Below are 18,844 nucleotides of genomic sequence, written 5' to 3'. Positions count from 1 at the left end.
ATTGAAAATAACATATTGCAATAACAAAAATTATGAAAAAAAATACTTTTTCCCCTACGAATAAGGTATAAAAGTATTTTTTGTTTTTTAATCTTTTATTTTTAAATTAAAAAAAATTAATAATAATATTTATGCGAAAACTCTAAATTATTTTATAATTTAATTAAGGAGATACATGAACAATTCAAATTCAAACTTTAAACAAGAAGATCAGAAAAATATAGGCCAAAATCTATCTATTTTTTTAGGCGATAGACCTTTATTAAGGTACTTGGATAATAAAATCGTTTATTCACTTTCAAACGAAACTGTACAATCTTTAAAAGAAGAACAAAACTCAATAGAGGAATTTCAAAATACTAAAAAAAATATATTAGATAATATTTTTAATAATATTGATGAAAAATTCGTAAGAGACAATTACTCTAAAGTAGATTTATCAATTAAAAAGTCTATTAAATTTAAAAAACTTAACATAACTTTTCTAGTATTTTCTATTTTATTTAGTTTATCTTTAATTACATTAATATTATTTGCATTTATCCCAAATTTAAATAATATTATTCAAAGTGTTGTACAAGGCATGTTAATTATTTATTATGGTGTTATTCCTTCAGGAATTTTAACAAGTTTATTCGTAATATTAACAATAGCTTTTTTTGTTTTAAAAAGAAAAAATGCTAAAATAGCTTCAAAAACAAACGAAGAAATAGAAAAATATGCTTTTCAGTTAATAAAAAATAAAACTTACAACATTGAAGAAATAAAAAAAATAATATTAAATAATCAAAATAATGTTAAATATTTAGATAGCAAAGGTGCAATTAAACACTTTAATTTACTTAGTTATCCTGATATTTCTCACCAAAATAAATTAATAGACGTAGGATTATGTGAAATATATACAATAAACAATCATCTTGTGGAAATACAAAATCTAGATGTTGTTGAAAATAATAACTTATACGATTCCACTTCTTACACAAAAATACAAAACGAAACAGCGAGAGATGCGATTAAACCGATAATAAATAACGATATTAAAAGATTAGTTTTTTATAAATTTGTTATCAATGACGAAAAAAATATCCCGAACTTTTCAATACTAAATCACTTCAATATAATCAATGAAGGTTACGAAATTAGTTTAGTACCCACTAAAACTCAAAGTTTAGATATAAATATAATGTTTAAATTAAGAAGTGAAAACTCTATTAATGATGCTGAAAAAAACAATCTCATTATTGCGTTAGAAAATTTTAAAAATAATAAACTTTTTGGTCAAGGATATGCAATAGAAAGCTCATCTATTTATGCACAAAACAATAATTTATATGCATTATTAGCCTATAAAGATAGTAAGGATGATGATGTTTTAGTTTTAAATAATGAATACCTTGAGCAAATAATTAATAATGATCACGAAATTAGCGATTATACATCTTTAAGTATTTTAAATGTTATTGATGATTTGGTTATTTTTAGTCTTCATTTATCAAATTATTATAAAAAAGCAACTAAACCAATTTTAGAATTAATTGATAATATGTAATACAAAAAATTCTTTTTAAAAAATAAACCTAACAATATTAGGTTTATTTTTTGATAACACTTAAATTAAAATGTTTTTTAATTCTTGTTCTATATTTAATTAAAAATAAAGAAAATTCCAAAATAACAAAAAATATTATTGAAGGCAGCATTAAAGGTAATATAAATTCGTATTTATCTCTAGATTCAAAATGTTCAATATTAGAATTTATAGATATAACTCCAGTAAAAATACCATAATTAATTGCATTTCTATAAGTGCCTTCAAATTCAAAAAATACAAAAGAATAAATATCTTTCCTAATTTGAGGAAGTAAATAAATTCAATAAATTTTTCATTTAGAAAAACCTAAAGATATTAATGTTAATACTTTTTTATTTATTTTTGAATTTACTTTTTCTGCAATTTGTTTACTTAATGCTCTAAAAGCTATTACACTTAGCATAAAAATAAACGTTGTTTCTTGAGAAAATAAAATAATAATAAAATAAAAGTAAACAATTGCAGGTATTGATTTTAAAATAATAATCAGAAATTTAGCTAATATAGTAACTTTTAAAGATAATAATTTTTCTACCATTAAAAAAGAATATAAAATTGAAAAAATTACTGCTAAAAAAATAGCCTGATATGTATATATAAACGCCCAAACATAATCTATATAATAAAAAGTTCAATTATTTTTTAGATAACTAAAATCAGAACTTAACAAACTAACTAAATATTTTTTAAAATTATTTAAGCTAAAATCGTCTTTGAGTAAATCAATAAACCCAAAAATGAAAACTATTAAAATTAGAATTAATAAAATAATTGAAATAAATTTCTTGTAATTATATTGAAATGTTTTATTAAAATTTATATTCTTTGTTTGTTTCGAACTTCTTATTCCTATAAATTTATTAAAAAGAACAAGAAATAATTCTAGCAAAATAAGCAATATAATAATATAAAATAAACTTATAGATAAATATTCGAATTTTTCCTTATAAGCATCTATAAAAATTCCTATTCCGTAAATTCCTATAGATCCTAGAATTGAAGATCATCTAACATTTGATTCATAAGCCAAAAGAGAATTCATAATAAATCTATTTTTATTATTTAAAACAACATTTTTATAAAAACTTAAAAACTTACTTTTACGTAAATTTATTTCAGTTCAGTATTTTTTAACTTCCGAATTTTCAATAATATCATTAAAATATCGGTGCATTCATAGTCATGTAGACCAAAAAAATATTAAAAAAGCAGTTAAATTTAGAGTGGAAATTTTTTTAAAAAAATAAATGAAGATAATTATCGGAAAACTTCTTAGTATTGATAAAAGAAATTTTATAATTAATGAAAAAGAGATTTTTTTGTGCAAATTGATTGCATTTATATATGATGTAAAAAAAGCTAAAATTAATCCACACAAAGTACCAGTTGTTGTAGTCTTTATAGTAATTCATAGAAGTCTCAAATTAGACAATCATAAATTGTTAATCCCATTATCATTATCTACATTTTTAAATTTAAATAGGTTTGAAAACCTCTCTAAAACAAGAGAATAGTTATCATAAAAGTTAAAAAAAGAAGAAAAATAACTAAAAATCAAAAAAAGTAAAATCGAAATCAAATAAAATGTAATTTTTCAGATTTTTCTTTTTTTAATATTGTTATTAAATTGTTTCTGTATCAAAATAACTCATTAATTGTTTTTTATCAAACATTTCTTTACTAAATATTTTCTCTATTCTTCCGTTTTTTATTGCAATTATATTATCACAAAAATCAATTGCACTATCTAAATCATGCAACGATATGATAGTAATCCGATTCTCTTTATTTTTTTGTATAGATTCATATATTAGATTTGTATTTAGTTTATCCAAATTACTAGTAGGCTCATCGCATAAGAGGATTGAAGGAACATTAAATATTGCGCTAATATAAGCTAATCTTTGTTTTTGACCAGTAGATAAATCAGAAATTTTCACAAAAGCATATTCTTCCATACCAAATTCTTTCAGCAAATTAAAGAGTGCATTTTTTTGATTTTTTGTTAAAATTCTTAAAAATTTATATAAATAATTTTTATAATGCTTGTATGACAATAATATGTTTTCAAAAAAGGTTATTGTTTCAATAAAATTATTGTTAGCTTCTAAAAGAGAAATACTTTTTTTGAAAATGGAAATTTCTTTTTTATTCATATTATTTTTATTTTTGTTATCAACAATAAAATTGCCCGAGTTTATTATAGATCAATCAAAAAAAGAGTATAAAAGAGTACTTTTTCCACTTCCGGATTTACCTATAACTCCATATACCTTATTTGACTCTAAAGTTAAATTAATATCAGAAACTATTTTTTTCTGACCATAATTAAGATTAATATTTTGATATTCTATCACTATCTTTTCCCTAAAGTATCATTAATCACGTCTCAAAATTCTTTATCGGCATCTTCAATTAATTTATAACCATTGAACCCATTCGATGTTCCAAAAATATCTTTTCCTTTTTTGGATAAATTTATTAAAGCTCTACCTATATCGAATGCGTGATCATCACTAATTCTTTTACTTTTCAATCCAACATTATAAGGAAATACATCAGTTACTGTTAAAAAATAAATATTTTCGTTTGGCCGCATATCTGATTGATAGTAGTCTTTTAATTTACTTTTTGATGTATATGCATATCTTCCTTCATTATCTAAAAATATATGCAGTTTTTTTTCAATATCTTTATCTTTAAATTTAGCGGTTTTTATAAACGATTGTGTGTTAGGATCTTGTTTCAAATTCAAAAAAGATCTATAATTTTTACCAAAATGTTTTTTGAATAACGCTTGAGGTAATATATATTTACTTCCTGAACTTTGATCACCAATACCTATTCCGTAAGAGATAAATTTTTCATAATCTTTATCATTTCATGCTTTGATTATTTCATCTTTTGTTTTTGTGTCCGCAACGAGAATAATAACACCTCTTTGGAACGGTGTTAAACTTTCCTTGGTTTGATATAAATTTTCATAAATCGCACCATTTCAAGAGTCGATGAAATTATCTTTGTTTTTATATACCTCATATTCATTGTTCGCAATGATTCTTAACGGATCATTGTTTGAACCATCGACATAAATTTGTTCATTAGAGTTTTGTCCTTCAAATCTACGTGTATAAGTTTGAAGAAATAATTTTCCACCTGATCTTTTAAGTAAATCATCTTTCTTTTCGTATATACTAGCTGAATTAAGAAAAACTATATCTGTTTCGCCTTTTTGTATAGATTGTATTTGGTTTTCGTATGTTTCTTCTCCCTTTATATTAATATCTAGTTTTAATTCGGGATTTATAAGTTTTAATTCATTATTAAGATCTAAAATAAATTGATTATATTGGTTTTTATAATCCAATAAAAGATCATTATATTCTTTTTCACTCAAATTACCTTTTTCTATTCCTGAATAAATAGATAATTTTATTTCATTAGAATTTTCGTGGTTATTATTAGAGCAAGATAACGCAACTAATGGGATAGATAAAATAATACCACCAAAAAATAATTTGTTTATAAATTTAATTTTCAAAATAACTCCTTTTACAAGGACTAAAAAGGGTATTAAAAAATATAGACTCACTACGCTGGTATTAACCAGATCAGTTAATAAGAGTATTTCTCAACCAAAAAATAATTTTTAGTACCTCTGTCCTTTGTAATAAATTATATATTAAATAAATTAATATAGTAAAAATAAAATGTCAAAATTTACATTTGACATTTTATTTTTTAAAAATCCTCTTTTTCGATAGGTAAAGAATAATTATTTTTTTCTCATTCTAAATATTCGTTTATTTTTTCTTGTTTTTCTTTTGTAGATAAATGTATTGACTTAGTATAATTTAAATATTCTAAAATAGGTATTTCAAATTCTAAATTATAAAACATCGAATTAGTATTGCTTAAGTTGTGTTCGGAAGTTTTTGTTATTGTTGAATCAAGATTTTGATTTTCTTTTTCTTTTTGTTTATTTATGATACTCTTATATTCTTCAGAGGAAACATAAACATAGTGATTAGTTTCGCTATTTATTTTAAAAATTTTATCATCAAAATTTATTTCATAGACTTTATTTCCGATATCTTCACCTTTTAAAATTTTTCTTGTAAATAGTGATTTCGGCTCTATAAGACCTTCAGGAAACTTAAATCCTTCAACGTTTTTATAATCATTAAAAATATGTATTTCATCAAATGTTCCAGTTTGAATCAATTGTGAATCATTTGAAACAAAAATAAATGGTGTATTTATATTATCACATAATATAGATAATATCCTTAATAATTCATTTTTGTCGCTAAAATTCATTATATTGAAAGTATCATTTACAAAAATTAACTTATTCTTTGACAATCAAAATGGTATCAATTTAAACTTAGTTCTTTCTATTATTTTCAAATTATTAAAAGGTTCTAAGAATTGTTGAATATTAATAGAAATAGATTCATATGTTTTTATAAAAATCAACATTGTTCTATAATATATTTCTGCTTTTTTAGTAATAAAGTTTTTCGAATTTGTAAATTGTGAAATCTCAATAATTAAATTATAAAACTCCGATTTTTTTATAAATTTTTGTAAAATTTCATCTATATTTTTTAATCTATTTTTTAATTCGTTTAAAAAACTACTATTACAATGATTTTCTTGTATTAATAAATAACATTTTTCAATAATATCATTTAAAACTTTATAACTTCTTTTAAATCTTTTGAATTTATTTTGTTTTACTTTTATTGTTTTATTAAAAAGATTATTACTAGATTTTTTAACTCAATTAGTTTCAGCAATAGACATATTTATTTTTTGCTTTATTTCATGAAATTTAATATCATCTTTATAATCTGTAAACTGAGTGTAAATTTTATTTTTTTCTAAATTTAATTCTTTGTTTAAATTTTCTAATGTTTTATTAAGATTGTTTTTATTTTCTTTTGATTTAAAAATAAAATTATCAATATTAGCATAAGGTATATAATCTCTATAAATATTAATTATATTTTTGTTTTTGTTAGACATTAAAATTAAGTGAAACTCATTATTTAAATGTTTATCAAGAGTTTCCAATTCTTCTAAATTTAAAAACAATAATTTATCTTTGTATTTTTCTCAAAAATATATTATTTTTTTATTAAAAGTAATCATATTAAATAATTCTACAACGGAAGAATTTGGTTTTTTAGATAAAATATTAATTTTATAACTTAAATTTCTATTTTTGTTTTTATATTTTTTAATAACATTAAAAATATAACTTTTAGAATTGATACGTGTTTTGGAAATTAATTTGTTAATAATTTTTATTTCTTTTGAAATCCTATCGATTCTATATTGGTTTGTAATATTATCTATCGAACTTTTTCTTATTTTATTTAAAGCCTTTAGTCTATTTTTTAATTCAATTATTTTTTCTTCTTCTTTTACTTCGTTTAAATCTTTATAATTTTTATTTAAAAAATTATCATTTTCCTTCAGCTCTTTAAATAAATCTATATATTGGGCAAATATCCTTAAAGAATAATCTTTAATATTTTTTTCAAATAAATTAAGCATTTCTTGAAATAAATCTATATTAATTTCTTCGATTGTATTTGAAAACTTTTTATACAATTTTTTAAAAGCTCTCTCTGATCTTTGATTTATATCTATAATTTTTTCAAAATGTAAAAGTAATGTTTTAGAAAATAAATTTTTAGTATTATGATGACTGATATTATCAAAAATCTTAGATGTTTTTTGTTTTTTATAATAAGTATTAACATCTTTAAAACAAGTGTTTCACATTTCAACTAGGGGAAGATTGTAATCTTTTTCATCACTAATATCTACTGTATTAAAAATAAAAATACTATTTAATATTTCTTTCTTATCATTTAAAATTTCTACATCACCATCTTTCTTATTAACTCGTAATGATATTTGAGTATTTCTATTATATTTTATTGAATTTCAAATATTATCAAATGTAATACTTTTGTTGTTATTAGAAATATAAAAAAAAGTTTTCATGCTTTGTACGTTTAATTGCTCAATATCAATTGGATTCACAAGAGAAATCTTTTTCTTATTTGAGAAAAAAGATTTTTTATTATTTTTCTCAAATAAATTAAATATTGAAAAAATATTTTTTGTATTATTCATTAACTAATCGCTTTCATTTTTAATAAACTAAATCTTCATTTTTGTTAACTAATTTACTAATAACTGAATATGTAAAGAAAATTACAAAAGTATTAAATCAAATTTTAATTGGACTAGATAAAATATGTTGAGAAATTCATATGAAAATATCTTTAATATCACCACTTCCTAAAGAAAGAAGATCGGCATAAGAAAGAACTGGAACATTAATTAACTCTAAAAAAGCACTAAAAACAATTATGGGTACTATATTTAAATATGTATTTGTATTCATGGTAAATCTACCAATAAATATAAATAAAATCATTAATACAAAACCTGCATTCATAATACCTATTAATCAATATTTATTTTGAATAATACCATTATCGATAACTTTTTCAGGCATATTTAAAACAACCAAAGTATTAATAGCTATAACTAAAATAATAAGCAATATCGATACAAATAAATAAATATTTTTTTGATATTGCAATGCATTTTCACTAGCTACATATTTTTTTCTAGAATTTAATTCTAGAATTTTTAAAGCAATTTTCTCAGCAAAAATATCATTATTTTTTAGTTTAGCCTCATGATACTTAATTGATAGTAAATTAATTTTTCTCATTGTTTTTTGTATTAAATATTCTTTACTATATGCAGTTTTAATAATGCTTATAAAATAAAATCCGAATATACCTGATATAAGACCATTAATGGCTGTAGCTAATGTATAAAAAGGATTATAACCAGCGGGTGGTATAAACAATAGAGAAAGAAAATCACTAACTATTCCGACAAAAAGGCCTACCATAGGACCAAAAATAAAACCAGAAACTTTAACAGGCAAACCAATAAATGAAAATTTATATGTTGGTAAATTAACAATCGGTACAAGCTGTGCGACTATTATTGTAAAACTAACCGAAATTGCAATTAAAATAGCAACAAACACCATTTTTTTGATTGTTCATTTTGGAAATAAACTAAATTTTTTAAAGCTTGTTTCGATATTATTGTTTGTTGTTTTCATATCTTTATTTTACATTATTTTGTGTAATTTAATAACCCTTAGTTAGGCAATTTTACCACTCAACCTATTTCTATCTTTTTCTATATTTAAAATTGTTGCTTTAATTGTCGTTCCAGGATAATATTGATCAAATATCTCTACATTATTAGGTAAATTTAAATCATTTAAATGAATAAACAATGTTTGTTTAATACCAATGTAAACAAAAATCCCAAAATCAGTTATATTTTCTATTGTTCCGACTACTTCTGAGCCTGTCTTAAGTTGTTCAAGATCAACTATAGAATCCTTTAATAAAAACCCTGACTTATTATTATCTATTTTTTTAAGAGGATTTTTAAATGCGTCTAAAATCATTTCTATTTCAAATTTATTAGAATTATATTTCTGAACCAAAGTATTTATATCTAGAAACGAAATGTCTATACCGTTTTCGTTTGGTTCTAAATTGTAATCTTCAATAATTTTATTGGCAAGTTTATAAGATTCTGGATGTATAAATGTTTTATCTAAATAATTATCAGAATTGAAAATTCTTAAAAACCCTATAGATTGTTCAAAAGTTTTATCACCTATACCTTTTACCTTTTTTAATTGATTACGATTAGAAAAGTATTTTATTTCTTTTCTAAAATCAATAATATTATTTGCTAATGTTGAATTAAGACCTGATATATAAGTTAATATAGATTTAGTAGCTGTATTGATATCTACCCCTACTTCATTAACAACTTTTTGAACTTTAAATGTTAAAAAATTTTCCAATTCTTTTTGATTCACATCATGTTGATATTGACCAACACCAATAGATTTAGGATCTATTTTAACAAGTTCGTTAAGAGGATCGATAAATTTTCTACCAATATTTATAGCACTTCGTTCTTCGACTGACATATCAGGAAATTCTTCGATAGCAACTTTAGATGCTGAATAAATACTTGCACCAACTTCAGAAACAATAGTTCATTTAATAGTTAATTTATTTTCTTTAACTAAATCAGCAATAAACTTTTCTGTTTCACGTGAGGCTGTACCATTTCCTATCACAACTATATCAATATTATGTTTTCTTATTAAATCTAAAACTATCTTTTTAGATAATTCTGTTTTTTCTTGTGGTTTATGCGGAAACATTTTTTGCTTAGTTATGAAATCACCGTTAGGATTTAAAACCGCCATTTTGCAACCATTTGCATAACCTGGATCAATTGCTAAAACTACCTTATCTTGCGTCGCCGGAGCTTTTAATAATTTTTCCACTGAATTAGCAAAAATATTAATTGATGACTCTTCTGCTTTGCTAAATAAATCACTAAAAATCTCCCTTTCAATAGATGGTAAAATTAAACGTTTTAAAGAATCATTTACAGCTTCAAGAATATTGTTTCTATTTATTTGTTTCCTATCAACATAATATAATGCTGTTTTTAATAAATATTCTTGATTGTATTCAAATGTAATTGTAATTATTTTGAGTTTTGCCGCCCTATTTATAGCCAAAATATTGTGATTTTTTATGTATTTAATTGGAGTTTTTTTATCATAATAAATTTTAAACTTTTCCCCTTCATCTGTCGCGTTCTTCTTTAATTTAGTAGCAATTAAACCGTATTTTAAAATTTGCTCTTTAATTGATGTCTTAAGTTGAACATTTTGGGATATTCATTGAGCTATAATAAAATTTGCTTGCTCCAACGCGAATTCAACTGTTGAAATATTATCATTCAAATATTTTTCAGCTTCTTTTTCTTTGTTAAAATTAGGATTTTTATTATCATAAATCAATTTTGCTAATGGTTCTAATCCTAATTTAATAGCAGTTGTAGCTTTTGTTACTTTTCCTATTTTAAATGGTTCATAAATGGCTTCTAAATCTGACTTAACCTTTGTAGATAATATAGAATTTTCTATTTCTTTAGTTAATAAACCTTTTTCTTTTAAAATATTGATTATTGATTCTTGACGTTCTAACAATTCGTTAACATATTTATATCTTTTTTCAATTTCGTATACTTGTTCTTCGTTTAGTCCTCCCGTCTGTTCTTTTCTATATCTAGATATAAAGGGGACTGTATTACCTTGATTTAACATTTTTAAAACTGTTTCGATACTTTTTTTACTTATTTTAAGTTCAATTTCTAATTCTTCAATTGTTTTTTTATTCATATTTTTTACCTTTTGTTTCTTAACATATTTTTAAATTTTATTTTTTCTCTAGTAGTTTTTATTTTCATTGCATTGAATAAATTCTTGACATCTTCATTATTAATAATTTTAGGTAATCTTTGCGATGATAAAATAAGTTTATTCATCGTTTCTTCTATGTTATCTGAATTAATAAATAAAACATGACTAGGTATATCATTTATCTCTATTTTTGTGTTCTCCGGAACAATCACCAATGATGCATACGGTATATTTTTTTTCAACATTTTTAAAACATGTTTAATATTATTTTCATTTTGAAAAATAGGATTTTTAACCTTCATTTTTCTTTTTTTGCCAATACTTAAAAATATTTTTTCGTTTCTGGCATTACCAGACAATATTCCGTTATAAAGTTTATATTCACATACCACAATCATTGAATCACTGACTAAAAAACCATCTAATTCATATTTTTTATTATCATATGAATAAATTCCACCTTCAGAAAAAATAAATGTGTTTTTATCAATTATTTTTTTTATTTTTTTATTTATTACACTTTCAAACAAGAAACCTTGCTTATTTTTTTTATAATCTATGAAATACTTTCAAAAGAAATAATATCCTAGCGATATAATAAATATTAAACCAAATAAAGTAATAAAAAATATACTTAGAATATAGTGTGTATATTGATTCATTGTTCTCCTAAAAATATATTTAATATTATATATAAAAAATATCTCAATTTGAGATATTTAATTATTATTTGTTAGATGGTTTTTCCATATTTTGTGATTTGTAATTTTTATATGCAATTACTTTTACAACAAACGGGTTAACGATATATTTAGTTAAACCTTGTATAAAAATGTAGAATACAGGAGCAAGTAAATCAGCTAAAATCATTGTTATAGTAGCAGAAATTACTGAATTCATAACCGCATCTTTTTGTTGAGCAATAGTTAAACCATTTGCAGATACAAGAGAATTAACTGATATATTAGCAGTATCTAGATTTTGAATAAATAATGTTGAAACTTGTTGAGCAAGACCTCTAGCAGGGTTAATAGCTGCAGAACCACCTAATATACCCATTCAAACACTCATTGAAATAATAAACATAATAAATAAATCACGATATTTATTATTTATATTTGGTGAAAAAATCGGGAATAATAAAACTGCTGTCATAAATAATTCAACAAATAAAATTCAAAATGTTCCAGCTGTACTCATTGTTGAAATACTTGAACTACCTTGGAATAAATGGAAAGCTTTTTTAGCGGCTCCTATAGTGGTTATTGGCTGATTGTATAAAAACCCTTCAGGAGCAGTTGAACTACCAACTCCATAAATAATTAAACCAGCGATAAAACCACCTAAAAATTGAATTGATATTTTATAAGATGTATATCAACCATTATTTGTTCCGTTTAAATATCTAAATAACGAAACAGAAGGGTTTAGATCACAACTAAATCTTAAAAATATAAATAAAACTAATCCAACCGCAATAAAACCAGCATAAAAACCAACAATAATTGGGTGTAATAAATATTCTTCAATAACAACTGCTTTATTGTTTAATTGTCCTACAGTTGTACTTAAACCTGGTAATAAAAGTGACAATAATATTGTTCCTATTAATTCAGAAATACCATGTATTATTCAAGTCCTCACGTCTTTAGGTTTTTCAGCATTTTCTCTTTTAGATTGAGAAATCTTAAAAAAACTAAATAAATTTTTAAACAGTGAAACTTTTTTTGCTTCTACCTTATTATCCATTCTTAATTTTTCCGTTATCCATTAAAACTAATGAATTTTCGAAATCTCCTTTTTGTGCAGCGTCTGCATTATCAAGTGTAACTTTAGCAATTTGGGTTAATGCTAAATCTGTTAAAAATGCTTGGTGTGATGTTATTAATGTATTTGGTAACTCGATTAATTCTTTTCATTCAGGATCGAGTTCTTTTAATTCATCTATTCTAGAAGAAACATCTTCGTAAAACCTTCCTTCTTCTCTTTCTAAAACATCACTTGCAAGACCTTTAATTTTTCCGCTTTTAAGGCCTTTTAAGATAGCAGGAATATGTAATAATTCACCTCTAGCTGTATTAACAATAATAACACCTTCTTTCATTTTTTCTACAGCAGCTTCATCAATTAAATGCTTTGTAGAATTAAATAATGGGCAGTGTATTGATATAAAATCACTTTGTGATAATAATTCACTTAGTGAAGCTCATTCGAATCCCATATTTTTAGCTAAATCTGGGAAGTTTTCTTCTGCAAAAGCATCAAAAACTAAAACTCTAGCACCAGTAGCTCTTGCTATTTTAATAAATGTTTGTCCTATTTTACCTGAACCAATAATACCAACTGTTGAATTTGCGATACATTTTCCATCTAAACTATTTAATGAAAAATTAAATTTTTCAACTCTTTGGTTAGCAAGTAGTAAATTTCTGTTCAATGCAGACATTGTAGCAAAAGCAAATTCACCAACACTTTCTGCTGAATAGTTAAAAATTCTAAAAACTTTAATACCAAGCTCGTTTGCTTTTTTAATATCAATTTTATTGTATCCCATTGATCTTTGTAATCAATATTTAACACCTAATTTTGATAACACTTCTAAAATAACTTTATCACCATAAGTGTTAACGAAACCACATATTGCATCATATCCCTTAGCTAAAGAAACTGTATTTAAATTTAAATTTTCTTTAAAATATGTAATTTCATGTCTATTATTATTGTATTTATCAAAATATTTAATGTCATAATCTTTTGCATCAAAAAATGCTATTTTCATAATAAATAAACTCCTATATTTTGTAATTTGTCAAACTTTATTAAATTATAATATAAAATATTTGTTTTTATAATTGAAATTATTAATTTTATAATATATAAACTAAATCAAAAATTAATTACTTTTTGTATTTAAATAACAAAAATAAAATTCAATTTTAAAATTTGAATTTTATTTTTTTAAATTGAAATCGAATATTTTTAGGTCTTATTTTAATAATTTTAGTTCATTTTTATTTTTTTTACACTTATTAATTGGGGGTAAAAATGAATGATATTATTTTATATTTTGCAATAAAATACAAAAACGACTATAAATCAATAATGAACGCAATTAAAAATAATGAAAAAATTGACAAAAACATCGAAAAAGAATATATAAAAATATTAGAACAAAATGGTATTAATTTTTTAACTATTTTAGATGATAATTATCCTAAAAATTTATACTATTTCAAAGAACCACTGATTTGTCTATTTTATAAAGGTAATGTTGATCTTTTAAACACTAATAATAAAATTTATATTATTAATGAAATTTGAAACACTACTACAAACAAATATTTATTAAATAACCACAAAACAATAATAAACGATGCTGTAATAACAACTTGCGATTACGCAAAAACCGAAAGAAAAATAGTTAATTATTTTAGAAATAATAAAGGACGTATAATACACTTTGCTCAAAAAGGATTAGACTCTTATGATTTTAATAACTTTAATCCAATAAATGAATTAGTTATTAGCATATACCCGCCAAATACTCATGCAAAAATAAGACATTTTTATGAAACAAATAATATTGCAAGTTTAATTAGCGATAAATTCTTATCTTTTTCTATGCAAAAAAATTCAAAAACAAACAATTTAATTAATTGTTTTTTAAATTACGGAAAAGAAATTAATTGTTTTCCGGGAGTAGATATTGAAGACGGTAACAATCAATTGATTAAATCAGGAGCCAAACTTGTAACTTATATTTCGAGCATTTTACAAGTTTAAAACAAACTAGTATTTTTAGGGCTAGTTTGTTTTGTTATTTTTTAAAGCGAACTTTAAAAAATTAATAAATAATTTATGCGGTTTTAAAGGTCTAGATGTAAACTCTGGATGATATTGAACCCCAAGATAAAAATCTTGTGTTGGGTCCTCGCATGATTCTACTAAATTTAGTTCAGGATTAAAACCAGTAAACTTAAACGTTTCATCTTCGATATCTTTTATATATTTATTTTGAACTTCAAACCTGTGTCTATGCCTTTCAAAAATATTATTTTTTTGATAAAACTTAGCAATTTTAGAATTAGGAATAAATTCTGTTTCATAATCCCCTAATCTTAAAGTACCGCCAATATTATCTTTTTCACTTTTCCCTTCTATGAAATCAAGGACATAAGTCTCATTCAATTCATTTTTTGCAAATTCTCTTGAAGTTGCATTTGCAATTCCTTTGCGTCTTGCTTGTGCTACAGTCATAGCTTGCATACCTAAACAAATACCAAAAGTAGGTATTTTATTTCTTTTGCAAAAATCCGACGCTAAAACTTTGCCTTCAAAACCTCTTACACCAAAACCGGGCAATATTACAACTCCGTCAGCATTTAAAAAAAATTCACCTAAATTTTCGTAATTTAAAATAGAAGAATCTATAAATTCTAAATTCAAATTAATACCTAAATGAATTGCAGATATCTCTAACGCTTCATTTATAGACTTATAAGCGTCAGTAAATGCAGTATATTTTCCTAACATTTTAATATTGACTGTTTTAGTTTTTGGTAAATTAACTTTTTTAACAAAATTTTTTCATTCTTTTAGTTTTGGTTTTTTGTCTTTTAAATGAAAATGACTTAAAATATTTTGAACTACTTTTTTAGATTCTAAATAAAGTGGCATGTCATATATATTTTTCAAATCAGGTGTTGAAACAACATTTTCAATTGGTAAATGTGAACTATTAGCTACCTTTTTTATGATTTCATCAGGAAGTAAATAATCAGATCTTAAAAATATCATATTAGGTCTCACCCCCATTCCTTTTAATGCTGAAACCGAAAATTGTGTCGGTTTTGTCTTAAAATCTTTAGAAGTTTTTAAAAAAGGAACATATGTAACATGTATCAAATAAGCATTATCTCGATTTTCATAACTCATTTGTGCTAAAGAATAAATAAATGGGTTAGATTCGATATCTCCTACTGTTCCTCCAATTTCAACAATAACAAAATCCGTTTTATATTTATTTTCAATATTTTTTATTATTGATATTATTTCGTCTGTTACATGCGGTATATATTGAACAGTTTTACCGTTATAAAAACCTTTTCTTTCTTTATTTAATATATTTTGAAAAATTTTTCCGCTTGTATAATTTGAATCTTTACTAAAATTTTCATCAATAAATCTTTCGTAATGACCTAAATCTAAATCTGTTTCACCTCCATCTTTAGTGACATATACTTCACCATGTTCATAAGGCGACATAACTCCAGGATCAACATTTAAATATGGATCTAGTTTTAAAACAAAAATTGAAAAGCCTCTAGCTTTTAATAAATTACCTAAAGATGCAGCAGAAACTCCTTTTCCAAGTCCTGAAATTACACCACCGGTAACAAAAATAAATTTACTCATTTTTTCTCTCTTCCATTAACTTTATAATTACTTAAATTTAAAGTATAGCATTATTAAAAATAATATAAAAAAATAAAATGAGTTATTCCCATTTTATTAATTAAATTTATTTTTGTCTTTCAGTGTAAACAGAAACATACTTTCTATTTTTTCTGCTTTCGTATTTAACATATCCGTCGATTTTTGTAAATAATGTATCGTCTCCACCACGTCCAACATTTAATCCAGCGTGAATTTTTGTTCCACGTTGTCTATAAATAATTGAACCTGCTGTTGCAAATTGACCATCACCTAATTTAGCACCTAAACGTTTTGAATGCGAATCACGACCATTTTTGGTAGATCCACCAGCTTTTGTCTTTGCCATTTTCTAGTTATTATCCTTTGATTTCAGTAATTTTAACACGTGTATATGGTTGACGGTGCCCTAATTTTCTTTTATGTGTTGATTTTGCGTTATGACGGTATACAATAATTTTTTTAGCTTTACCTTGTTTTTCGACTGTACCTAATACTTTAGCATTTGTTAAGAAAGGTTTACCAATTTTATCATCTACTAATAAAACTTTTGTAAATTCAACTGTTGAACCTACTTCAGCTTCAATTTTTTCAATAAAAATTGTTTGAGCTTCTTTAACTAAAAGTTGTTTCCCACCTGTTTCGATAATTGCTAACATGCAATACCTCCATTAAAGTGGCTCGTCCTTAGGGTGAGCTTAGCTTCTTTATAAACCCATTTGGTACGGTTACTTAAGAAGTAACATATTCATTATATCAAAAAATATTTTTTTTAGTATTTTAAATATATATTTTATTGATTAAAAACTTATTCTTAATATTAGAGTTAAATTAAACACAACCATAATAAAACCAAATTGTGAAAAAGTCATAAATAGTATTAATTTCTAATTTAATAATATATAATAAAAACACCAAATAACAAGCAACAAAAGGAGAAATATGTTTAAAATAATTAAAAAAATCTTACTTTCTTTTGGAAGTTTAACTCTTTTAGGTTTAGGAATTGGTGCTTACTACATTTACAAATGAATCAAGGATAAACCTAACGAAAAAAATAACAATGAAGAAGCACAAAATAATGACGCTTATGAAATGAACAATTCTGACTCAAAAATAAAAGTAAGTAATGATGTGCGTTATTATAAACCGCAAAATGTTACTAGAGTTGGGCATTGAAACATATTAAATTTCGGTGGAGATACATCAAATAAAGGTGGATTAAAAGTTACAGCCATATCACAATCCATAGTTAAAACTAAATTAGATTTAGTTGGTTTAACCGAAATTAATTACGATGACGGAGATAAAGTAGATAGAATATTAAAAACTTTAAACGAATTAGATTCTACATCAAAATGAAAATCAATAATTCAACCAACATCCGATTCAAATCCTAGTTCAAATAATGCAACTAAGGAACAAATTGCAATATTATATAAAAGTACTGTTCTAACACCCGAAAAATTTAATAGTAACAAAATTGGTGCATCATTCGGAACAGAAAAAGCAAATGATGAAAAAAATGTACAAAGATCATTTAAACGTCCGATATTTGGTGTTCTTTTTAAAGATAATTTATCAAACAAAAGAATAACAACAATATTTGGACATTTAGATAGTCCTGATGTTAAGAAAAAAAGCGATGAACAAGCATCAAAATACTCAGGACAAGGAACACAAGAAGTATTTGAAGCAACAAGATTAGCAAATGCTTTCGATTATTTTGGAAGCTTAACAAACCAAAATTCATCAATTATTTTTGGTGGTGATACTAATATAAAAACTCAAAATAATGAATTATTCTTATCTAGCGATTTTAAAAGTAGACAAATAATAAATTACTATGATGATATGAGAATTAATCAAGTAAATAAAGCTAAATCATATAATAAATATGAATATTATGAAACAAGTTTAGGATCTAAAAAAGGTTATGCAAACGCATATGATAAAATATTATTTAAAGAAAATAACTTAAATATAATTACAGAAGCCGAAAAATTAAATAATAAAGATATTAAATATAGAAATTCATGATTTAAACTTGATTTAATAAACTCTTTAAACGATGGATTTTTTGATAAAAATCAAATGATTAGACTTTGAAAACAATCTCCAGCTTATAAGACACACGAAAACTATAAAGACTTCGATATAATTCGTTCACAAATTTCTGACCATACACTTGTATGAGTAGATTACGAAAAATAAAATTAAATATATTAAAACTCATAAAAGTTAGGAAATTTTAGATCCTGCTTTTATGAGTTTTTTAACTTTAATATTTGACTATATAATTATTTTTAGTTAAAAAAACACATTTAATTTAATGTGTAAGTTAGGTGAATAAAATTTGACACAAAACTCATATTAATTTTTTATTGATATGAGTTTTTTTCATTTTAATTTATTAAATTATATATTATATTAACACCGAAAATAATATAACTCAAATTATA

15 protein-coding genes and 1 riboswitch are annotated in these 18,844 nt (G+C 23.3%); of the genes, 3 read left to right on the top strand and 12 right to left on the bottom strand.

The window, feature by feature from the left end:
• Positions 1-175 precede the first annotated feature (175 nt).
• Positions 176-1,552 carry a hypothetical protein gene (locus N9R85_RS01835; protein ID WP_262858330.1) on the top strand — a complete coding sequence of 459 codons (1,377 nt, stop codon included), beginning with the start codon at positions 176-178 and terminating at the stop codon, positions 1,550-1,552.
• A gap of 43 nt (positions 1,553-1,595) precedes the next feature.
• Here the strand turns inward: N9R85_RS01835 and N9R85_RS01830 are convergent, their stop codons facing one another.
• The 9 genes from N9R85_RS01830 to N9R85_RS01790 all read right to left on the bottom strand — a co-directional run bounded on the left by N9R85_RS01830 (position 1,596) and on the right by N9R85_RS01790 (position 13,728).
• On the bottom strand, positions 1,596-2,768 hold the full coding sequence (locus N9R85_RS01830) for a hypothetical protein (RefSeq protein ID WP_262858329.1): 1,173 nt from the start codon (positions 2,766-2,768) through the stop codon (positions 1,596-1,598).
• 448 nt (positions 2,769-3,216) lie between these two features.
• Positions 3,217-3,951 carry an ATP-binding cassette domain-containing protein gene (locus N9R85_RS01825; protein WP_262858328.1) on the bottom strand — a complete coding sequence of 245 codons (735 nt, stop codon included), beginning with the start codon at positions 3,949-3,951 and terminating at the stop codon, positions 3,217-3,219.
• Positions 3,951-5,135: an ABC transporter thiamine pyrophosphate-binding lipoprotein p37/Cypl gene (cypl, locus tag N9R85_RS01820; RefSeq protein ID WP_262858327.1), complete on the bottom strand. Its 1,185-nt coding sequence runs from the start codon at positions 5,133-5,135 to the stop codon at positions 3,951-3,953. Before cypl ends, N9R85_RS01825 begins: the two co-directional genes overlap by 1 nt.
• 30 nt (positions 5,136-5,165) lie before the next feature.
• Positions 5,166-5,264, bottom strand: a riboswitch (TPP riboswitch).
• A 71-nt stretch (positions 5,265-5,335) separates the two neighbouring features.
• Entirely contained in the window at positions 5,336-7,747 is a 2,412-nt protein-coding gene (locus tag N9R85_RS01815) for an MAG1360 family OppF-related protein (protein WP_262858326.1), read from the bottom strand.
• 19 nt (positions 7,748-7,766) lie between these two features.
• Positions 7,767-8,762 carry an ECF transporter S component gene (locus N9R85_RS01810; RefSeq protein ID WP_262858325.1) on the bottom strand — a complete coding sequence of 332 codons (996 nt, stop codon included), beginning with the start codon at positions 8,760-8,762 and terminating at the stop codon, positions 7,767-7,769.
• A 42-nt stretch (positions 8,763-8,804) separates the two neighbouring features.
• Positions 8,805-10,928 (bottom strand): helix-hairpin-helix domain-containing protein, encoded by a 2,124-nt coding sequence (locus tag N9R85_RS01805; RefSeq protein WP_262858324.1) that lies wholly within the window; start codon positions 10,926-10,928, stop codon positions 8,805-8,807.
• 5 nt (positions 10,929-10,933) lie between these two features.
• On the bottom strand, positions 10,934-11,611 hold the full coding sequence (locus N9R85_RS01800; protein ID WP_262858323.1) for an NERD domain-containing protein: 678 nt from the start codon (positions 11,609-11,611) through the stop codon (positions 10,934-10,936).
• Between the two features lie 64 nt (positions 11,612-11,675).
• Positions 11,676-12,698 carry an aquaporin gene (locus tag N9R85_RS01795; RefSeq protein ID WP_262858322.1) on the bottom strand — a complete coding sequence of 341 codons (1,023 nt, stop codon included), beginning with the start codon at positions 12,696-12,698 and terminating at the stop codon, positions 11,676-11,678.
• Positions 12,691-13,728 (bottom strand): 2-hydroxyacid dehydrogenase, encoded by a 1,038-nt coding sequence (locus N9R85_RS01790; protein WP_262858321.1) that lies wholly within the window; start codon positions 13,726-13,728, stop codon positions 12,691-12,693. Before N9R85_RS01790 ends, N9R85_RS01795 begins: the two co-directional genes overlap by 8 nt.
• A 266-nt stretch (positions 13,729-13,994) precedes the next feature.
• Here N9R85_RS01790 and N9R85_RS01785 point away from each other — a divergent pair, with 266 nt between their 5' ends.
• Positions 13,995-14,732 carry a DNA processing protein gene (locus N9R85_RS01785; protein ID WP_262858320.1) on the top strand — a complete coding sequence of 246 codons (738 nt, stop codon included), beginning with the start codon at positions 13,995-13,997 and terminating at the stop codon, positions 14,730-14,732.
• A 21-nt stretch (positions 14,733-14,753) separates the two neighbouring features.
• On the opposite strand, the gene N9R85_RS01780 is transcribed toward N9R85_RS01785, so the two are convergent.
• From N9R85_RS01780 to rplU, 3 genes are all read right to left on the bottom strand, one after another.
• On the bottom strand, positions 14,754-16,364 hold the full coding sequence (locus tag N9R85_RS01780; RefSeq protein WP_262858319.1) for a CTP synthase: 1,611 nt from the start codon (positions 16,362-16,364) through the stop codon (positions 14,754-14,756).
• A 106-nt stretch (positions 16,365-16,470) separates the two neighbouring features.
• Positions 16,471-16,731, bottom strand: coding sequence for a 50S ribosomal protein L27 (gene rpmA, locus N9R85_RS01775; protein ID WP_174892985.1), 261 nt, complete (start codon positions 16,729-16,731; stop codon positions 16,471-16,473).
• 10 nt (positions 16,732-16,741) lie between these two features.
• Complete coding sequence (gene rplU, locus N9R85_RS01770) at positions 16,742-17,041, bottom strand: 50S ribosomal protein L21 (RefSeq protein ID WP_262858318.1); 300 nt, start codon at positions 17,039-17,041, stop codon at positions 16,742-16,744.
• Positions 17,042-17,324: 283 nt separating this feature from the next.
• Here rplU and N9R85_RS01765 point away from each other — a divergent pair, with 283 nt between their 5' ends.
• Complete coding sequence (locus N9R85_RS01765; RefSeq protein WP_262858317.1) at positions 17,325-18,596, top strand: MnuA family membrane nuclease; 1,272 nt, start codon at positions 17,325-17,327, stop codon at positions 18,594-18,596.
• Positions 18,597-18,844 lie beyond the last annotated feature (248 nt).

Origin of the sequence: Mycoplasma sp. CSL7503-lung (assembly GCF_025515455.1) — a bacterium.
In the GTDB taxonomy this organism is placed as follows: Bacteria; Bacillota_I; Bacilli_A; order Mycoplasmatales; family Metamycoplasmataceae; genus Mycoplasmopsis.
This window is presented reverse-complemented; position numbering and strand designations above follow the sequence as displayed.